Here is an 18,742-nt window from a genome sequence, read left to right on the forward strand (position 1 = left end):
CTTCGATGCGCTCCCTGGAAAACGCGCGCACCACCTGCGAGCAGTACCACCCGGGCCTCGGCAAGGCCCTGGAGGAGATCGACCTGCTGGACCGGGAACAGGTCGGCAGTCCGGTCGTCGCCCTCTTCCGCGACCACGGCGGTCCCGGGCTGCTGGTGCCCGTCGCGTTCGGCGGCCGCGGCGCCGACCCGGTGGACGCCGTACGCGTCATGCGGGCCCTCGGCTCGTACTCGCCCTCGCTGGCCGCCGCCGCGACCATGCACCATTTCACCGCCGCGATGCTCTACTCCCTGGCCGACCGAGCCGGCGGCCTCACCGCCGCCCAGCGGGAGCTGCTGGCGGACGTGGTGCCGGGTCGGAAGCTGATGGCCTCCGGCTGGGCCGAGGGACGTACCCGGCAGAACATCCTCGCCCCCGCGGTCGCCGCGCGGCCGGTCGACGGCGGCTACCTCCTCAACGGTGCCAAGAAGCCGTGCAGCCTGTCCCGCTCGATGGACCTGCTCACCGCGAGCGTCACGGTCCCCGGCGCCGGGGGGCGGCCCGAACTGGCCGTGGCACTGGTCACCGCGGGCACGCCCGGCATCACCGTGCACCCCTTCTGGGGCAGCGGTGCACTCGCCGCGGCGGAGAGCGACGAGGTACGGCTCACGGACGTGTTCGTGCCCGCGGACATGGTGCTGCGCACCACGGCGGATGACGCGGAGAGCCCGGACCGGCTGTCGGAGATGCAGAGCGCCGGGTTCGTCTGGTTCGAGCTGCTGATCTCCGCCGGGTACGCGGGCGCCGCTGCCGCCCTCGTCCAGCGCGTACTGGAGCAGGCGCGCGGCAGCGTCACCGACCGCGCCGCGCTCGCGGTCCGGGCCGAGTCGGCGTACCTCCTCCTGGAGGGTACGGCCCGCGGGGTCCGCGACGGCGACCTGGCGGGCGAGGAGGCGGTCGCCGCCGTGCTCGTCGCCCGGTTCGCCGCCCAGGAGGCGCTGTCCGACGCCGCCGGCCTGGCCCTGGAACTGCTCGGCGGCATGGACTTCATCCGCTCCCCGGAGAGCGCGCTGCTCGCGGCCGCGGTACGCCCGCTGGCCTTCCACCCGCCGTCCCGCACCAGCACCGCGGAGCCGCTGCTCGGTTACTTCGACGGCGCCCCGCTCGTGCTGTCCTGATGCGACGATGTCGGACATGCCGGAGACGATGGAGAGCGCGATGCTCGCGCGGTGGCACGAACTGACCGGGGCGCAGATGCTGCAGGCGCTGGCCGACGGGGAGGTGCCGCACGGCGCGCACCACGACCTGCTGGGGCTGCGGGTGACCGGGGCGCGGCAGGGCGCCGTCGAGGAGACCTGGCGGCCCCCGCGGCAGCTCGCCAACTTCGCGGGGAGCGGGGTGCACGCCGGATACCTCGCCATGGTGCTGGACGACGCCTGCTGCGCCGCGGGCATGAGCCACGGGGACCGCGCCTATCCCATGATCACGCTGAGCCTGCACCTCGACTTCCTGCGGGCGGTACGGCCCGGCGAGGAATACACCGTGCACGCCGAACTGGTCCACGCCGGCCGCCGGCGCATGGTCGCCAACGCCCGGATCGTGGACGCCGAAGGCCGGACGGCCGCCCAGGCCCGCGCCGGCGTCGTCCCGGACACGGACTTCACCGAGCGGATGCGGAACGCCCCGGAAGGAGACGCGCCATGACGCGGCAAGGCCGCTGGTTCCACACCCCGGAGCAGCGCCCCGACGCGGACCGCCAGCTGTTCTTCTTCCCGCACGCCGGGGGCAGCGCCGCGTACTACCACCGGTGGGCGGCGCTGCTCCCGGGCGTGGAGGTACGGGCGGTCCAGCTGCCGGGGCGCCAGGAACGCCGGGCCGAGCCGCCGTACCGGCGGACGGGGCCGCTGGTCGAGGCGTTGCACGAGGCGATCGAGGCGGAGCTGGACGACCGGCCGTACGCGTTCTTCGGACACAGCCTGGGCGCGCTGCTCGGCTACCGCCTGGCCGTGGCCATCCAGGAGGACGGGGGCAGCGGACCGGCCCTGCTCGGGGTGTCCGGCTGGGCGCCCGAGCGGTTCCGGCCGGTGGACGCGCTGCTGCCGCTGCCGGACGGGGAGTTCGCCGCGGCGGTCCGGCGCTTCGGCGTCCTGCCGGCAGAGGCCGGTACGGACCCCGAACTCCTCGCGCTGGTACTCCCCGCCGTCCGCGCGGACCTGGCCCTCGTCGCCGACTACCGCGACGACGGCGGCGGCGTCGGCTGCCCGGTCGCCGCGTACGGTGGCCGGACCGATCCGACGCTGGAACCCGGCGGACTCACCGAGTGGGCCCGCCGTACGCCTGCCTTCCTGGGGGTCAGCGAATTCCCGGGAGGCCATTTCTACCTCACCGAACACGCCCTTGCGGTCGCGACGGATTTCTCCCGGCATATGCAGCGGGTTTCACAGCAGGGGAAACTCGATACCGAGAGGAAAGTCGGACGATAGCGGCCCGGGATAGTGTCTGCGGCATGGTCGAGTTCAGGATTCTCGGTGGCTTGGAAATGCTCTCCGCGGACGGCCGGGTCACGGTCTCCGGAGGTTTTCAGCGCATGCTGCTGCAGGCCCTACTGGTGAGCGAAGGGAAGGCGGTCTCCAGTGAGGCGCTGATGGCCGAACTGTGGGCGGAAGCGGCACCGTCCGGTGCCGCCAACGCTTTGCAGGCCCACGCCAGTCGGATCCGCAAGAAGCTCAGGGTGATCGAGCCGGGCCGGGACCGGCCACGCCTGGTCTGCCTGCCCTACGGCTACCAACTCCTGATGGACGGCGCTCGACTGGACGCCACGGCCTTCATGGAAAGCGCCGCGCGCGCCGAACGGCTGCGCGCGGACGCGCCCGAGGAGGCCGTGACCCTGCTGCGTGGCGCGCTGCGGTTGTGGCGCGGGGCCGTCTGCGGCGGCAACCTCGGCGGACCGTTGGGCAAGGCCGCCGCGGCACGGTACGAGGAGCACCGGCTGCGGGCCCTGGAGACGCTGTTCGACAGCGAACTGCTGCTGGACCGGCAGACCGCGATCCTGGCGGAACTGCGCGAGGCCCACCTCGCCAACCCGCTGCGCGAGCGCTTCTGCGAACAGCTCATGATCGCGCTGTACCGCGCGGGCCGGCAGGCCGAGGCGCTGGACACCTGCCGGCAGACCTGGCAGTGCCTGGTCGAGCAGCTCGGCGTCGATCCTTCGCCGTCCTTACGCCGCGTCGAGCACGCCATCCTGGTCCAGGACCCGGCGCTGGACCGCGGTCCGGTGTCCGCCGTGCACGCGGCGCGGGTGCGGTCCCACCGCTGACCGCCGGGTCCGCCGGACACGCGCACAGCGGCCGCCCTCCGTCCGGACGGAGGGCGGCCCGGCGTTCAGGCGGCGCGCCGATGGCGCCCGGCCCCGCCGTCCGCCCGCATCGGGGCGCTGACCTCGTGGAGGAAGACCGCGACCTCGCGATAGGAAGCGGCGAACCCCAGCTCCCGGTACGGCAGACCGTGCACCGTGCAGTACCTGCGTACGATCTTCCGGCACCGGCCGAGGTTCCGCTGCGGCATCGCGGGGAACAGATGGTGCTCGATCTGGTAGTTCAGGCCGCCGTAGAGGAAGTCGGTCAGCGGCGAGGGGCGGACGTTGCGGGACGTCAGCACCTGCCGCTCCAGCCAGTCCAGCGCCTCCTCCTTGCCCTCACGCACCGCCATGCCCTTGTGGTTGGGTGCGAAGACCAGGCCGAGGTACACGCCCGTCAGGGCCTGGTGCACCAGCAGGAACGCCACGGCCGTCAGCGGCGGCAGCACGAGGAACACGGCGCCCAGGAAGAGGACGACATGGGCCAGCAGCAGCGAGCCCTCCAGGAGAGGGCGGCGCACCACCCCGCGGGCGACCGCCAGCACCGCGGTCTTCTGGATCTTGTACGCCTCCAGGACCAGCAGGACGAAGAAGAGCACCGCCTGATGGCGCACGATGAACCGCTGTCGCGCGTTCCGGGTCGCGTACTGCTTGGCGTGGAAGACGGCCGTACGGCGGGCGATGTCGGGGTCGCGGTCGATGTGGTTGGGGTGACTGTGATGACGGTTGTGGTGCCCCACCCACCAGCCGTAGCTGATGCCGTTGACCAGGTTCAGATGGATCAGCCCCACGGCCGTGGCCGCGCGCCTGTCCCGGAACATCGCCTTGTGGCCGGCGTCGTGGCCCATGAACGCACACTGCACCGAGCACAGCGCCAGGTAGGCGGCGACCAGCAGTTGCCACCAGGAGTCGCCGAGAAGGAGGAACGCCACCAGCCCGGCGCCGCACAGCGCGACGTTCAGCGCCAGCCGCCAGGCGTAGTAACCGGGCCGCAAGGCGAGCAGACCCGCGTCCTTGACCTCTTGGAAGAGTGCGGTGAAGGGGGCGCCGGAGAGCGCGCCGGAACGGTACGGGGATGCCTGGGTCATGTCGGATGGCCTCCTGGGAAGTCGGTGGCGGCGTGCGGCTACAGCGCGTTGGCCGCCCGGAAGACGTGGGTCAGCGACCTGAGGGAGGCCCGCCCGCGGAAGGCGATGTACTCCGGAATCACCGTGTCCGGAGCCCACTTCTCCTTGTAGGCGAGCTGGCTGCGCGCGGGATAGACGGCCTCGCCGCGCTCCCACAACGTGCCGACCAGCCACCGGAACGCCGGGCTGTGACCGGGCACCTCATTCGCGGGGTCGAGCCCGGTGAACGGGGTGAAGCCGAAGTGCAGCCACCGCGCGCCCTCGCCGCGGAACACCTCGATCGCATGACTGTTGAGGGCCTCCGCCACCCCCGGCGGCCCGTCGGGGCGGCGCCGGCTCAGGTCGTGCAGCCAGCCGGACCGGCTGCCGTAGACGGGCGAGTACGAGATGTACCCGGCCAGTTCGCCGCCGATCAGCCCGATGAACAGCCGGCGGTGCCGCTGGGCCGCGCCTCCGTGCTGCCCCACCAGGAACTCCAGCGGCTTGGCGTGTTTCCCCTTGCCCGCGAGCCAGCGCGCGTCCAGCTCCCGCAGCGCGTCGGCCCACTTCTCGGCCGGGGCCTCCTGCACGGTCAGGCCGCTGCGCAGCGCCCGCGAGATCTTGTTGCGCAGGCTGACGAAGCGGGAGCCGCGCAGGGTGAAGTCGGCCAGGCTCACCGCGTAGGACGCGCCGATCTGGTTGACCGTGAACCCCAGCTCCCCGTAGAGCGCGGCGTCGGCACGCTGGAGCTGGATGCCGACCAGTCGCAGCCGGTGCTGCCGCGCGTGGTCGACGAAGGCGCCGAGCAGCCGGGCACCGTCCTCGGCGGGCGCGAAAGGGCCGCCGAACTGGACCAGGCAACGGCCCGAACGCCGATAGGCGATCACGCCTTTCGCGTCGGGCGAAGTGAAGTGGCTGTTTCCCTCGTTGAGCGCGAGGAAAGCGCTCGGATTGTCGGATCGCGTATAGGTGCTGATGGCGTGGTGCGCGAAAGTGTCCGAGGCCGGTTCGGTGGTCATGCGTCCATTCCTCCGAGCATGCGCAGTGGACGAGCCGACGTCCGAGTAGAGCAGCGCGGACTCGGTCGGGACAAGTAATTCCCGGAACCTGGAGCGTGAATTGAGCTGCCGTCAGTGCGTTGTCAGGCAAATATCAGGAATCGGTCAGGGAGCGGTCAGGAACCGGTCAGTGTGCTGCGTCAGGCTCCTTTCCGTGAATTCCTCGAATTCCTCTCCATGCCCGCCGCACGCCCTCGTCGTGGCCAATCCGGCAGCCGGCGGCTACTCCGCGGAGCTGGTCGGACGGCTGGCCGCCCGCTGCCGCGAACGGCTCGCCTCGGTGACGGTGCACCGCACCACCGGACGGGGCGATGCCACCGCCGCCGTCCGACGGGAGCTGGCCGAAGGACCTGCCGCACGCCGCCCCTCCCTGGTGGTGGCGGTGGGCGGCGACGGCACCGTGCACGAGACGGCCGAGGGCCTGCGCGGCCTAGGCGACGGCGCCGAGGCCGCACTGCTCATGATCCCCGGCGGCAGCGCCAACTCCGGCTACCGCACGTTCTGGGACGACCGCCCCTGGGAGGACGCGCTCTCCATGGTGCTCGACGGCCGCGCGACGGTACGCCGGGTCGACCTCGCGCGCCTCCCCGAGGCCGGCGCCCACGTCCTCCTCGGCTCCTGCACGGGGCTGGGCGCCCAGATCCTGGCGGCGCTCCGCACGGCGCGCCAGGCCGGTACGGCGCCCGGCGCGGGCCGCGCCCGCTACGCGCGCCTGCTCGCCGAGGCCGCCGCCGACTTCCGCCCCTACCCGGGCCGGGTCACCGTCGACGGCGAAGTACTGGCCGAAGGCCCCACCGTCCTGGCGGCCGTCGGCGGCGGGCGCTACCGCGCCGGCCAGTACCTCCTGCTGCCCCGCTCCGAAGTGGACGACGGACTCCTGGACGTCTGCGTCGTCGGCGGCCGGACCGACCCGGCCCTGCTGCCCGAACTCGCCCGGGACGCCCGCCACCTGGACCTGCCGGACACCGCGTACGGCCGCGGTCGGCGCATCGTCCTGGAACGGCTGGACGGCCGGGCTCTCGTCCTGGAACACGACGGCGAGCTGTGCGACGGGACCGGCACCACGGCCACCTTCGACGTGCTGCCAGGGGCGCTGCCGGTGTGGGCCGCGGCCAGCGGAGCAGGTGAGCCCGGAAATGGCTGAGAAGAGCAGCGCGCCGGAAGGCGCTCCGGCCGCCGGGCGAACGCCCCTCTTCGAAGAGCTCGGCGGCTGGGCCGCGCGGCTGACTCCCGACGCGGTCCCCGCACGCGTGCTGCGCCGCGCCGCCAGCCAGGTGCTGTCCCAGCTCGGCGCCGTCCGCGCGGGCATGGCGGAACCGCTCGGCCGGCGGCTCACGGCCGCGTTCGGCCCACCGCAGCAGAGCGACCCGCGACAGGCGGCGAGCGTCCTCGCCGGCCTCGGCTCGTTCCTGAACCTCGACGACACCGCCTACGCCGGACACCTGTCCAACTCCACCGTCGCGGTGCCCCTCGCCTTCGCCCACGCCCTGGAGCTGGACGGACCCGCGCTGCTCACCGCCGTGGTCGCGGCCAACGAATGCGCGGCCCGGATCACCGCCGCCGCGACGCTCGGCCCGCTGCGCGGCCAGACCGCGCTGCACGCACACCTCGCGGGCGCGGTCGCCGGACGGCTGCACTGCGAGCGCGCCCCGGCCGCACGGTGGACGGCGGCGCTCGGCCTCGCGTACGCACAGCCGCCCTGGCCGCTGCTGCGTGCCTTCCTCGCCAGCGACGCCCGCATCCTGAACGCCTTCGGTCCGGTCCGCACCGCCATGGACGCCTGCGATGCCGCGGCCGCCGGCCTCACCGGCGCCCCCGACCTGCTGGAACACCCGGACGGGTTCCTGCGCCGGTTCGCGACCGTACCGCTGCCCGAGGCGGTCACGGCGGGGCTGGGAACGCGCTGGCACACCGAAACGTTCTCGTACAAGCTGCACCCGGGCGGGCCCGGCATCGACGCGGCCGTGGACTGCGCCCTGGACCTCCACCGCGACCTGGGCGCCCCGTACGCGGCGGGACTCGCCGCAACCCTCGACGACGTCCTCGTGGAGGCCTCGCTCTACACGGTCCTCGCCGTGCAGCGGGCCCGCCGCTATCTCGACGGGCCCGAACGCCCCCTTGGCGCCCTCGTCCTGGACATCGGCCACCCCGTGGCCACCGCGCTGCTCACCGGACGGCTGACCGTCGCCGATCTCGGCCCGCGGGCCGCCGACGACCCGGTGCGCCGCGCGGTGGCCGCGAAGGTGCGGCTGCGCCACGACCCCGACCTCACGCGCGAACTCCTCGCATCCGAGGCGCCCTTCGGTGAAGCGCTGCGCCGGGCGGGCCCGGCGGCCGAACCCTGGCTGCGGGAGTTCGGCGGCGACGACCTCGTCCGGCTGGCCGGCGAACAGGCCTCGCCCGCCGACGACTTCGCCGAGGCGACCAAGGCCACCGGCGCCCGGGTGACCCTCCGCCTCAAAGACGGCCGCACCGCCGTCCGCGAACTGCTGATCCCGTACGGTGCCGCGGGCCCGCACACCCGCGCCCACCACGCCGAGCTGGTGTCCGCCAAGTTCCGTGCGCTCGGCGGACCGGCCGACGTCGCCGACGCACTGGACCGGCTGCCGGAGATGGCTGCGGCCGAACTCCGCGCATGGCTCGCGGCGGCGTTGCGTCCCGCCGCCGATCAGGCAGCCGTCAGCGATCCGTCAGGAGCCCGTGCCACTGTGACAGCGCATTCCCACCGGGCGCCGGACGGGCACCGCTTGCGAGCCTCCCGGCCCGTCCGGCGCACCGGTCCGGCCGACGACATCGAGGAGCGACGCCCGTGAGCCCTCCGGCGGAACCCGGCACCGGTACGGACGCGGAGATCCTCCGCCTGTACCGGGGCCACCTGAGCAAGGGCCGCGCGACCGTGGCCGAACTGTTCGGCGGCCGGATGGAGGTCGCCTCGTCCGGCGCCTGGCTGACGACCAGCGACGGCGAGCGGTACCTCAACTGCGGTGGCTACGGCGTGTTCCTGATGGGAGCCCGGCACCCCGTCGTCCTGGCGGAGGTACGCCGCCAGCTCGACGTCCACCCCGTCGCGACCCGCATCCTCCTGGAGCCGACCGTGGCCCGCGCCGCCGAGGCGCTCACCGCGGTCACCCCGCCGGGCCTGGACCGCGTGCACTTCTCGCTCTCCGGCACCGAGGCGGTCGAGACCGCGCTGAAGCTGGCCCGCGCGAACGGCAGGCGGAAGGTGGTCGCCACGTACCGGGGCTACCACGGCAAGACGCTCGGCGCGCTGTCGGTCTCCGGCAAGGACGTCTACCGGCGGCCGTTCCGCCCCCTGCTGGACGGCGTCACGCACGTCCCGTACGGGGACGCCGAGCTGCTGGAGAAGGAGCTGGTCGCGAGCCCCGGCGAGGTCTGCGTGATCGTCGAACCGGTACAGGGCGAAGGCGGCGTGATCATCCCGCCGGACGACTACCTCCGGCGGGTGGCCGGCCTCTGCCGGGAGCACGGCGGGTTCTTCGTGCTGGACGAGGTGCAGACCGGCATGGGCCGGCTCGGCACGTGGTGGGGCGCCGACGCCGCCGGGGTGGTGCCGGACGTGCTGGTCGCGGGCAAGGCGCTGGGCGGCGGCGTCGTCCCGGTCTCCGCGGCGATCGCCACCCCCGAGGCGTTCCGGCCCTTCGACAAGGACCCCTACCTGCACACCGGTACGTTCTCCGGCGCCCCGCTCCTCATGGCCGCCGTCCAGGGCGCGATCCGCGCCGTGCGGGAGGACGACCTCGTCCCGCGCGCCGCCGAGCTGGGCGCCGGGCTGCTGCCGCGGATCGCCGAGATCGCCGCACGCACCATCCCCGACCTGGTCACCGAGGTGCGCGGCCGCGGGCTGCTCATCGGGGTGGAGCTGGTGGAGGAGGGCCTCGCCGGCGAGCTGCTGATCGAACTCTTCAACCACGGCGTGGTGGCCAACCACTCGATGAACGGCGGCAACGTGGTGCGGTTCACCCCGCCCGCCGTGCTCACCGACGCGGACGTGGAGCATCTGCTGACCGCCTTCGAAGCGGCCACCCGCGACCTGGTCGAACGCGCCGCCCGGATGCCGGAAGGCGGTAGCTGACATGCGGCACGTGACGGTGGAGGCGCTCGTCCCCGACGTCCCGGCGGAGACCGTCTTCGACGCCGTACTCCACTTCGAGCGCTACCCGGAGCTCACTCCGCACGTGCGCGCGGCCGCGGTGCACGAAGGGCCGCCGGCGCCGGAGGGCAGCTCCAGCTGGGAGCTGTACTTCCGCAGCGGCCTGCTGCGCTGGACGGAGCGCGAGACCTACGACCGGGAGCGGCTGCACATCGCCTTCCGGCAGACCGACGGAGACTTCGACGAGCTGTCCGGCACCTGGTTGCTGCGCCAGGACGGCCCGGACTGCGCCCTGCGCTTCGACGCCGACTTCTCCTTCGGCATCCCCAGCATGGCGGGCATCCTCGACCCGATCGCCGCGCGCGTCATCGAGGAGACCGTCGCGTGGGCCGTCAACGGCATGTTCGCGGGCGTCCGGCTCGGCACGGCGGCCCCGGAGGGCGCCGCGCACGAGGGGGCGCGGCGACCGGGCGCGGGGGAGTGACCGGTGGACGCGGCCAACCCCTTCGAGACCCGGACCACCTTCCGGCTGCACCGCGCCGAATACCTGGCCGGACTCGCCGTGACGATCGTCCTGATCGTGCTGCACTTCGACGAGATCCGCTGGCTCCCGGCCCTCCTGCTGTTCGCCTACATCGACGTCATCGGCTACCTGCCCGGCGCCCTCGCCTACCGCCGCAGCCCGGACAGGCGCATCCCCAAGGCCTACTACGTCCTCTACAACGCCATGCACAGCCTGCTCACCGCCGGTGCCGTCGCCGCGCTGTGGTGCTGGCTGGTGCGCCCCGAGTGGGCCCTGCTGGCGCTGCCGCTCCACCTGTGCGGCGACCGCGGCCTGTTCGGCAACTTCCTCAAGCCCTTCGCCCTGCACTTCGAACCCGAACCCGAGCCGCTCTACCGGCGGTTGGCCGACGCCTTGCGGCCCCGCGGCACGGGATCCAGGGTGCCGGCGCCCCTCGCCGTGCGGGCCCCGTCCGGCGGGCCGGTCCGCACCCACCACAGGAGGACACCCCACGATGACTGACGCCACCCCCGCAGCGGACTGGGACGCGGCCCCCGGACTCCTCGACGGGGCCAAGACCCTCGACCTGACCGCGGAACAGTGCGACCTCGCGTACTGGCTCCGCCACGTCGCCCAGGGCACCCTGCGCGGCCGCGCGGTCACCGGACACCTCGACGAGGCGCCGGTACCCGCGTACATGAAGGAGCCGGGCCCGCTGCGCGAGGCCCTGATCCTCGAACTCGGATACCGCTCGGTGGCCGAGGAAATGGCCACCCGGGCGCTGGGGTATTACGTCGCCCACGCCCCCGGCATCGCGGAGCTGGAGTTCTACGCCACACAGCTGCTGGACGAGGCCCGGCATGCCCGGGTGTTCCGGGAACACCTCGTGGAACTGGGCATGCCCGCGGAGACCTTGGTACAGGACGTCCACGAGATGGCCGCCGACTACCGCACCAGGGTGCTGCGGCCCATCGAGGAGTACTGCCTGGAGATCGTCCGCGACCGGGCCGACTTCGTGGGCGGGGTCGCCGTGTTCACCCTCGTCGTCGAGGGCGTCCTCGCGCCCGCCGCCGAGCTGAGCGAGCGCAAGTGGGACCCGCTGGACCCGGCCGCCGGGGAGATCTCCCGCGGCGCGGCGATCGACGAGATCCGCCACCTGACCGTCGGCAGCTCGATACTCCGCGACCACCTCGTGGCCCGGCCCGCATACCGGCCGCGCCTGCTGGACATCCTGCGCGAGGGCCGGAAGCTCTGGGACGACCTGCCCGACGGCGAGTACGTCCTCGCCCGCGAGGAGCTGTTCCAGGAGGGCATGCGGCAACACGCCGACGTGGTCGGCGCGTACGAGATCTGGCCCGGCCGCCGCATGCTCGACACCACGCCCGAGGAGCGGTACGCCATGGCCGGCCGGTGGACGGACGAGATGACCGAGGTCCGGCTGGTCCACATGGGGCTCCCGGAGGCCGTCGCGGTACTGGGCGGAGAGGGCTGAGGGGGCGCGGTGAACGGTGACCAGCTGACCCGGGCCGACGCGCCCGCGGCGGTCGTGGCCGGAGTGGGCGGCCACGTGCCGCCCGGCGTGCTGACCAACGACGACCTCAGTGCCCGCCTGGACACGACGGACGACTGGATCCGCTCCCGTACCGGCATCGCCCGGCGCCGTGTCGCCCCGCGCGGCACGGCCACCTCCGACCTGGCGGTGGCGGCCGGCCGGCGGGCCCTGCGGTCGGCGGGCTCGCCCACGGTGGACGCGGTGCTGGTGGCCACCATGACGCCGGACCACCAGGCGCCGGCCACCGCGCCGGAGGTCGCCGCACGGCTGGGCCTCGGCGACGTGGCGGCGTTCGACGTCGGTGCGATGTGCTCCGGCTTCCTCTACGGGCTGGGCGTCGCCTCCGGGCTGATCGCCGGGCGCGTCGCCGGGCGCGTCCTGCTCATCGGCGCCGAGGTGCTGACCACGGTCGTCGACCCGGAGGACCGTTCGGTGGCGGCGCTCCTGGCCGACGGCGCCGGCGCGGTGGTGCTGCGCGCGGGCACGCCCGACGAGCCGGGCGCGGTCGGCCGCGTCGTCCTCGGCAGTGACGGCACCCGTGGCGAACTGCTCAAGATCCCCGGTGGCGGCTCCCGGGAGCGGCAGAGCGGCCACCCGCCGACGCCCGGTAGCGCGTACTTCCGCATGCGCGGCCGGGAGGTCTTCCGGCAGGCGGTGGAGCGGATGTCGGACGCCTCGCGGGCCGCGCTGGAAGCCGCGGGCTGGAAGAGCGGCGACGTCGACCGGCTCGCGGCCCACCAGGCCAACGCCCGCATCCTGGCCGCGCTCGGCACCGAACTCGACATCCCCGCCGAGCGGCAGCTCAGCAACATCGCCGGCACCGGCAACACCGCCGCCGCCTCCGTCCCCCTGCTGCTCGCCGACAGCGCACGGGACGGCGAGCTCCGGCCCGGCCACCGCCTCTTGCTGACCGCCTTCGGCGGCGGCCTCACCTGGGGCGCCACCACCCTGGTGTGGCCGGACGTGGTCCCCGGCCACTGACAGCGCGCGGCGCCCGCCGGGGCTTCCGGCGCGCACGACTCCCATCCGTCCCCACACTTCCGAGGAGCGACCGTGTTCGAGCAGCTGAAGGAGATCCTCGTCGGCAAGCTCCAGGTGCCGGCCGACCTGATCACCATGGCGGCCACGCCCGAGGCCATCGAGCTGGACTCCCTGGCCGTCGTCGAGCTCTCCCTCGTCCTGGACAAGGAGCTCGGCATCAAGATCAGTGACGACACCCTCGCCGAGGCCGGCACCGTCGGCGACATCGTCCGCCTCATGGAGGAGCAGGGGGCGGCCCTCTGATGTCCGGCGCGGAGACGGCCGTCACCGGCATCGGACTGGTCACCCCGGCGGGCATCGGTACCGCACCGAACTGGGAGACGCTCTGCGCGCCCAAGCCCGCCGCCGCCCTGGACCCGGAGCTCGACGGCGTACCGGTACGGCTGTCCTGCCGGGTGCCGGATTTCGATCCGGCCGCGCTCCTCGGGGCGCGCCGGGCCCACCGGCTGGACCGTTGCGTCCAGTTCGCGCTGGTGGCCGCGCGCGAGGCGCTCGCCGACGCCGGCCTGGACCCGGCCGACCGGGACGGCGCACGGATCGGCGTGGTGCTCGGCTGCGGACTGGGTGGGCCCGCGACCCAGGAGCGCGAGCACCAGGTGCTGTGCGAGGAGGGCGCCCAGTGGGTCTCACCCCTGCTGCTGGCGATGCATCCGGCCGGCATGCTGGCGGGCCAGCTGGCCATCGAGTGCGGCGCCCGCGGCCCCAACCTGGTGGTGAGCACCGCCTGCACCTCGGGCACCGCCGCCATCGGTGTGGCCAAGGACCTGCTGGCGCTCGGCCGCTGCGACGTCGTGCTGGCAGGCGGGGCCGAAGCCCCCGTCACCCCGCTGACCGTCGCCGGCTTCGCCCAGATGGGCGCCCTCTCCCGGCGCCACCACGACCCGTCGGGCGCGTCCCGCCCCTTCGATGTGGACCGGGAGGGCTTCGTGACGGGGGAGGGGGCCGGCCTGCTGGTACTGGAGCGCCCCGAGCACGCGCGGGCCCGCGGGGCACGCGTACGTGCCCGCATCGTCGGTCACGGCGGCACCGCCGACGCGCACCACGTCACGGCCCCGCACCCCGAAGGCCGGGGCATCGAGGCCGCGATGCGGGCGGCGCTCGCCGACGCCGACGCGTCCCCGGACGCGGTGGCGCACGTCAACGCCCACGGCACGGCCACCCGGCTCAACGACCTCACCGAGGCCCGCGTGGTGCGCCGGGTGCTCCCGGGCGGCCCGCTGGTGACCTCCACCAAGGGCGTCACCGGCCACCTGATCGGCGCCGCCGGCGCGGTGGAGGCCGCGTACACCGTCCTCACCGTGGAGAGCGGCCTGGTGCCACCGACCGCCAACCTCGACCGGCCGGACCCGGCCGTCGACCTCGACCTCGCCACCGCCCCCACCCGCCGCCGCATCGGTCTCGCCCTCACCCACTCCCTCGGCTTCGGCGGCCAGAACGCGGTACTGGCGGTGGCTCCCGCCTAGCGCACGGGGGGCCGGTCCGGGCGCCGTCCGGACCGCCGCCGCCTACGACGCGGGCATGTCCTCCTGACGCAGGATCGCCCGTTCCAGCGCACGCAGCTCCTGGCCCGGTTCGAGGCCCAGTTCAGCGGCGAGGCGGTGCCGGGCCTGCCGGTACGAGGCCAGCGCCTCCGCCTGCCGCCCCGACCGGTACAACGCCGTCATCAGATAGCCGCTCAGCCGCTCGTTCAGCGGATGCTCGCCCACCAGACCGGTCAACTCGTGCACCAGCGCCCGGTGCCTGCCCAGCCGCAGTTCCAGCTCGATGCGCTTCTCGGCCGCGGCGATCCGCTCCTCCGCCAGCTGCGTGGCCGCCCGGCCCATCGCCTCCCCCGCGAGGCCGGACAGCGCGGGCCCGCGCCACAGGCCCAGCGCGGCCCGGTACAGCCCGGCGGCCTGCTCCGGCCGGCCGTGTGCGGCGGCCAGGTCGGCGGCCGTGACCTGCTCCCGGAAGACCGTCACGTCCAGGTCACCGGGCTCGATGCGAAGTACGTAGCCGTACGTCCGCGTCTCGATCCCGCGATCGTGTCGGACCACGTCGGCGAGCTTGTGCCGCAGCTGCGAGATGCAGATGTGGACCTGGCTGCGGGCGGTCGGCGGTGGTTGCTCGCCCCACACGGCCTCGATCAGATCCGTCACCGGCACCACCCGGTCGGCACTGAGCAGCAACGTGGCCAGGATCAGCTTCTGGCGGGTCGCCCGCAGTGGCAGTGGGCATGGCCCCCGACCCGCCTCCAGTGGCCCGAGAAGGCGGAACAGCGGCTGGGCGTCGGGGCGGGAACGGGGGTCGGAACGAGGCATGAACCTTCTCCGTGCAAGAGAGTGTGGGGGCGCCGTGCTTCCGGACCGTGCGCACACTAGACGCTGCGTCGAATCCCGCTCAAGCTGGGTGATTCGGTACAGGAAAACATGAGCCAACCTCGGTACCAAGGTTGCCGTACGGCGCGGCCGACCCGGTGCCGACGCACGCCGGACCACGGTGTCAGGCAGGTGTCAGCGAACCGTCAGCGGCGGCCCGCACAATGGCGCCGACCGCGGGACGACCAGGGAAGCGAGGCCGACGGTGCGGCTGCCCGCCGAGGACGAACTCCGCCGGGAGCGTGCCGGCTTCCTGGACACGCTACAGAGTCTGAGCGACGCCGAGTTCGAAGGCGCCAGGACCCTGTGCGACGGCTGGGCCCCGCGGGACGTACTGGCCCATGCGATCGGCACGGACCGGCTCGGCGACTACCTCGCCAAGGGGCTGTGGATCGACCGCGCGAACTCCGCGCAGGTACGCAGGGGCCGGACCATGAGCCGCGCGGAGCTGATGGCGGCCGGGCGCCGCTGGGCCGCCCGCCCCTCGCTCTTCGGGCGCTGCGCCGCCGCGTTCCTCATCGGCGACATCGCCGTCCACCACCAGGACGTGCTGCGCGGGCTGGGCCGCAGCCGTCGCCTGCCGCGCGCCGTCGAACGCGCCGTCTTCCAGGAAGGCGTCCTGCTCAGCTTCGAACACAGCCGCCGCCTGCTGCGGTACCGCGTGGTGCCCACCACCGCCGGCCTGCCGGCGCTCGGCCGCGGACCCGAGGTGGCGGGTACGGCGGAAGCGCTCGGCATGTGGCTGGGCGGGCGGGACGAGGTGGCCACCGAGCTCCGATTCGCGTCCACATGAGGCGTGTTCACGGTGGAACGAGGTCGTTCCTGATCGCCGGCCGCTAGGATCTGAACCGTCCGGTGAGGACGATCGCCCGGTGACGACGCCCTGGAAACCGCCGCCTGGAGGCTGCTGCCATGACCACCCGGCCCGCGTACACCACAGACCAGTTGCTGGAGTCCATGCCGCTCGCCGTCACCCTGGGCGTCCGGATCGACTCGGCCGGGCCCGCAGCCGTCGAAGGACACCTGGACCACTCGGCCGCGCTGACGACGCTCGGCGGCGCCCTGCACGGCGGTGCGTTGATGGCCCTGGCCGACTCCGTCGGCGCGGTCTGCGCCTTCCTCAACCTGCCCCCGGACGCCACCACCACGACGCTGGAGTCCAAGACCAACTTCCTGCGCGCCGTGCGCGAGGGCTCGGTCCGCGCGACGGCCCGCCCGCTGCACGCCGGCCGCACCAGCATCGTCGTGGAGACCGACCTGCACGACGACCGCGGCCGGCACATCGCCCGGACCACCCAGACCCAGGCGGTGCTCCCGGCCCGACCGACGGCCTGACCGGGGAGTCGCCTCCGGCCCGGCTCAGTCCCGCCGGTGCGTCAGCCGGACCCACGGGTCGTCGAGGGCCTCGGTCAGCCAGTCCAGCGCGGCCCGGCCGGTGGTGACCGGGTTGACCAGCCGGCCCACGCCATCGATGACGATCTCCACGAGGTCGCCCTCCCGCAGTGTGAAGTCCAGCTCCGGCACGATGCCGGTACCGGTGGCGAGCACCGCGCCGTCGGGGAACGGCTGACCGTGGAAGAGATGGTGCACGAGGTCCTGCGGCGTGCGGTGGAAGGCGGCCGTGGAGGTGGTGGCCTCGTAGACGGCGCCACCGTTGCGGAGCACGGTCATCGCGATCTTCAGGGCCGCCGGGGCCGCGGTCTCCCACGCCGGCACGATGCCCGTCGAGAGCGCCGTGCTCCCGGCGTAGACCTTGGCCTGGGGGAGGTACAGCGGGTTCGCGCCCTCGATGGACCGGGAGCTGACGTCGTCGGCGACCAGGTAACCCACGGTCTCGGCGTGCCGGTTCAGGACGAGCGCCAGCTCCGGCTCGGGCACGTTCAGCGCCGAGTCGTCCCGTACCGCGACGGGTTCGCCGTCGGTCACCACGCGCCACGGCACGGACTTGAAGAACAGCTCGGGCCGCTCGGCGTCGTAGATCCGCTCGTACACCGACTGCTCGGTGCTCTCCGCGATGCGCGCCTCCCGCGAGCGCTCGTACGTCACCCCGGCCGCCCAGACCTCCATCAGCCCGTCCACCGGCGGCAGCAGCAGGACCTCCGCCTCCCTGGCGTCCGGCTCGCGCGCCGCCGTCTCCTCGACCAGCGCCCGCAGTTCGGCGGCGGTACGGCGCAGCAGCCGGGCCACCTGCGGCGCGCCGGGGAAGATGCGGATCGCGCCGCTGTCGTCCGCGAGTCCGGTGCGGACCACACCCGTGGTGTCAGCGAAGCGCACGATGCGGGTCATCGGTGATCTCCTCCTTCTCGGTCTGCTGTTGCTGTGTGGTGGGGGAGGCGCGCAGCCCTGCCCAGCGGAAGCCGGTGACGACCGCGGCGCCGGCGGCGACGATCAGGGTGATGGCGTAGAGGCCGTTGGTGCCGGAGCCGGTGGCCGACTCGGTGACGCCCATGACGTACGGGCCGAGGAAGCCGCCGAGGTTGCCGAAGCCGGAGATCAGCGCGATCGTGCCGGCCATCTGCACGCCGGTGAGGAGCGTCGGCGGCACGGTCCAGAACACCGGCTGGGCGCCGAGGAAGCCGAACGCCGCGACGCACAGGGCCGCGACCGCCGGCACCGGCGGCAGCAGCGCCCCGCCGATCAGGCCGGCCGCGGTGAGGATCAGGGCGAGGCGGAGCGGGCCGCGCCGGTTGCCGCTGCGGTCCGACAGCCAGGGCAGGACCAGTACGCCCAGCAGCGCGCACACCCAGGGCAGCGCCGAGACGAAGCCGATGCCGACGTCGTTCAGCCCCTCGATCCGGCCGACCAGCGCGGGCAGCCAGAAGGTGACCCCGTAGACGCCGATCTGGATCGCGAAGTACACGAACATCAGGCGCAGTACGCGGCTGTCGCCGACGATCTCCCGGATCCGGCGCGGTGGTTGCGCGTCGTCCGCCGGGCGGTCCGCCTCGATCCGCGCGGTCAGCAGCGCCTTCTCCTCGTCGGTCAGCCAGCGCGCGTCCTCGGGGCGGTCGGTGAGCAGCCACGGCACGGCGAGCGCCAGCAACACCGTCGGCGCCCCCTCCAGCAGGAACATCACCTGCCAGCCGTCCAGCCCCGCCAGGCCGTGCAGCCCGATGAGGTAACCGCCCACCGGATTGCCGATGATGCTGGAGACGGCCACGGCGGACTGGAACATGCCGGTCGCCTTCCCACGGTCGGCGGCCGGGAACCAATATGTGATGTAAAGGATCACGCCGGGAAAGAAACCGGCCTCGGCCGCGCCGAGCAGAAAGCGCAGCACGTAGAAGCCGGTCGGGCTGCTGGTCAGGGCCATCGCGCAGGACAGCAGGCCCCAGACGAACATCAGCACGGCGAGCCAGCGGCGGGCGCCCCAGCGGTGCAGCACCAGGTTCGAGGGCACGCCGAGCAGCGCGTAGCCGACGAAGAAGACACCGGCGCCGAAGCCGTACGCGGCCGCGTCGATCCCGGCGTCGGTGGCCAGGTGTGTCTTGACGAGCGCGACGTTCGTGCGGTCCAGGAAGCTGAGCACGAACATCAGGAAGAGGGGCGGGAGCAGGCGCCTGGCCACTTTCCGGCGCACGGTGTCCGCGTTCATCTGACCTCCAGAGGGAGACATCTGACCGCTGGACCGTACGAGCCGTGCGCCTGTCCGGCAATACTCCGTGCACCGGCAATTTTTCT

At 73.5% G+C, this 18,742-nt stretch carries 20 protein-coding genes; 15 read left to right on the plus strand and 5 right to left on the minus strand.

From position 1 onward, the window contains the following. Positions 1 to 5 precede the first annotated feature (5 nt). Genes IF20_RS07580 through IF20_RS07595 form a run of 4 tightly spaced genes read left to right on the plus strand, consistent with a single transcriptional unit; the run spans position 6 to position 3,295 of the window. On the plus strand, positions 6 to 1,157 hold the full coding sequence (locus tag IF20_RS07580; protein WP_052864227.1) for an acyl-CoA dehydrogenase family protein: 1,152 nt from the start codon (positions 6 to 8) through the stop codon (positions 1,155 to 1,157). A 16-nt stretch (positions 1,158 to 1,173) separates the two neighbouring features. Continuing rightward, entirely contained in the window at positions 1,174 to 1,683 is a 510-nt protein-coding gene (locus IF20_RS07585) for a PaaI family thioesterase (protein ID WP_052864228.1), read from the plus strand. Continuing rightward, complete coding sequence (locus tag IF20_RS07590; protein ID WP_052864229.1) at positions 1,680 to 2,462, plus strand: thioesterase II family protein; 783 nt, start codon at positions 1,680 to 1,682, stop codon at positions 2,460 to 2,462. Before IF20_RS07585 ends, IF20_RS07590 begins: the two co-directional genes overlap by 4 nt. 23 nt (positions 2,463 to 2,485) lie before the next feature. Next, entirely contained in the window at positions 2,486 to 3,295 is an 810-nt protein-coding gene (locus tag IF20_RS07595; RefSeq protein ID WP_052864230.1) for an AfsR/SARP family transcriptional regulator, read from the plus strand. A gap of 65 nt (positions 3,296 to 3,360) precedes the next feature. On the opposite strand, the gene IF20_RS07600 is transcribed toward IF20_RS07595, so the two are convergent. Together IF20_RS07600 and IF20_RS07605 are read right to left on the minus strand one after the other, a co-directional pair. Further along, the gene (locus IF20_RS07600) at positions 3,361 to 4,422 is read right to left on the minus strand and encodes a fatty acid desaturase family protein (RefSeq protein WP_052864231.1); all 1,062 of its coding nucleotides are present in this window, start codon (positions 4,420 to 4,422) and stop codon (positions 3,361 to 3,363) included. Between the two features lie 38 nt (positions 4,423 to 4,460). After that, complete coding sequence (locus IF20_RS07605) at positions 4,461 to 5,459, minus strand: bifunctional lysylphosphatidylglycerol flippase/synthetase MprF (protein ID WP_052864232.1); 999 nt, start codon at positions 5,457 to 5,459, stop codon at positions 4,461 to 4,463. A 238-nt stretch (positions 5,460 to 5,697) separates the two neighbouring features. Here IF20_RS07605 and IF20_RS07610 point away from each other — a divergent pair, with 238 nt between their 5' ends. The 9 genes from IF20_RS07610 to IF20_RS07650 all read left to right on the plus strand — a co-directional run bounded on the left by IF20_RS07610 (position 5,698) and on the right by IF20_RS07650 (position 14,167). Beyond that, positions 5,698 to 6,642 carry a diacylglycerol/lipid kinase family protein gene (locus IF20_RS07610; RefSeq protein WP_234426557.1) on the plus strand — a complete coding sequence of 315 codons (945 nt, stop codon included), beginning with the start codon at positions 5,698 to 5,700 and terminating at the stop codon, positions 6,640 to 6,642. Further along, positions 6,635 to 8,311: an MmgE/PrpD family protein gene (locus IF20_RS07615; RefSeq protein WP_110943934.1), complete on the plus strand. Its 1,677-nt coding sequence runs from the start codon at positions 6,635 to 6,637 to the stop codon at positions 8,309 to 8,311. The genes IF20_RS07610 and IF20_RS07615 overlap by 8 nt, the downstream gene beginning before the upstream one ends. Further along, positions 8,308 to 9,591 (plus strand): aspartate aminotransferase family protein, encoded by a 1,284-nt coding sequence (locus IF20_RS07620; RefSeq protein ID WP_052864234.1) that lies wholly within the window; start codon positions 8,308 to 8,310, stop codon positions 9,589 to 9,591. Before IF20_RS07615 ends, IF20_RS07620 begins: the two co-directional genes overlap by 4 nt. A 1-nt stretch (position 9,592) precedes the next feature. Next, positions 9,593 to 10,093, plus strand: a complete 501-nt coding sequence (locus IF20_RS07625; RefSeq protein WP_110943935.1) for a type II toxin-antitoxin system RatA family toxin — start codon at positions 9,593 to 9,595, stop codon at positions 10,091 to 10,093. 3 nt (positions 10,094 to 10,096) lie between these two features. Next, complete coding sequence (locus tag IF20_RS07630) at positions 10,097 to 10,633, plus strand: hypothetical protein (protein WP_052864235.1); 537 nt, start codon at positions 10,097 to 10,099, stop codon at positions 10,631 to 10,633. Beyond that, positions 10,626 to 11,603 (plus strand): ferritin family protein, encoded by a 978-nt coding sequence (locus IF20_RS07635; protein ID WP_052864236.1) that lies wholly within the window; start codon positions 10,626 to 10,628, stop codon positions 11,601 to 11,603. The genes IF20_RS07630 and IF20_RS07635 overlap by 8 nt, the downstream gene beginning before the upstream one ends. A 9-nt stretch (positions 11,604 to 11,612) precedes the next feature. Next, a complete protein-coding gene (locus tag IF20_RS07640) occupies positions 11,613 to 12,644 on the plus strand; it encodes a beta-ketoacyl-ACP synthase III (RefSeq protein WP_234426558.1) in 1,032 nt (343 codons plus the stop codon). A gap of 72 nt (positions 12,645 to 12,716) precedes the next feature. After that, positions 12,717 to 12,947: an acyl carrier protein gene (locus IF20_RS07645; protein WP_052864237.1), complete on the plus strand. Its 231-nt coding sequence runs from the start codon at positions 12,717 to 12,719 to the stop codon at positions 12,945 to 12,947. Then, positions 12,947 to 14,167: a beta-ketoacyl-[acyl-carrier-protein] synthase family protein gene (locus IF20_RS07650; RefSeq protein WP_052864238.1), complete on the plus strand. Its 1,221-nt coding sequence runs from the start codon at positions 12,947 to 12,949 to the stop codon at positions 14,165 to 14,167. Before IF20_RS07645 ends, IF20_RS07650 begins: the two co-directional genes overlap by 1 nt. A gap of 42 nt (positions 14,168 to 14,209) precedes the next feature. On the opposite strand, the gene IF20_RS07655 is transcribed toward IF20_RS07650, so the two are convergent. Next, positions 14,210 to 15,004: an AfsR/SARP family transcriptional regulator gene (locus IF20_RS07655; RefSeq protein ID WP_052864239.1), complete on the minus strand. Its 795-nt coding sequence runs from the start codon at positions 15,002 to 15,004 to the stop codon at positions 14,210 to 14,212. Positions 15,005 to 15,266: 262 nt separating this feature from the next. Here IF20_RS07655 and IF20_RS07660 point away from each other — a divergent pair, with 262 nt between their 5' ends. Both IF20_RS07660 and IF20_RS07665 read left to right on the plus strand, forming a co-directional pair. After that, the gene (locus IF20_RS07660) at positions 15,267 to 15,854 is read left to right on the plus strand and encodes a maleylpyruvate isomerase family mycothiol-dependent enzyme (RefSeq protein ID WP_052864240.1); all 588 of its coding nucleotides are present in this window, start codon (positions 15,267 to 15,269) and stop codon (positions 15,852 to 15,854) included. 119 nt (positions 15,855 to 15,973) lie between these two features. Further along, positions 15,974 to 16,396, plus strand: coding sequence for a PaaI family thioesterase (locus tag IF20_RS07665; RefSeq protein ID WP_052864241.1), 423 nt, complete (start codon positions 15,974 to 15,976; stop codon positions 16,394 to 16,396). Positions 16,397 to 16,420: 24 nt separating this feature from the next. Here IF20_RS07665 and IF20_RS07670 read toward each other — a convergent pair whose 3' ends face one another. Together IF20_RS07670 and IF20_RS07675 are read right to left on the minus strand one after the other, a co-directional pair. Beyond that, positions 16,421 to 17,347, minus strand: a complete 927-nt coding sequence (locus tag IF20_RS07670; RefSeq protein ID WP_052864242.1) for a fumarylacetoacetate hydrolase family protein — start codon at positions 17,345 to 17,347, stop codon at positions 16,421 to 16,423. After that, complete coding sequence (locus IF20_RS07675; RefSeq protein WP_052864243.1) at positions 17,322 to 18,656, minus strand: MFS transporter; 1,335 nt, start codon at positions 18,654 to 18,656, stop codon at positions 17,322 to 17,324. The genes IF20_RS07670 and IF20_RS07675 overlap by 26 nt, the downstream gene beginning before the upstream one ends. Positions 18,657 to 18,742: the final 86 nt, after the last annotated feature.

Source organism: Streptomyces niger (assembly GCF_000718305.1).
Classification (GTDB): domain Bacteria; phylum Actinomycetota; class Actinomycetes; order Streptomycetales; family Streptomycetaceae; genus Streptomyces; species Streptomyces niger.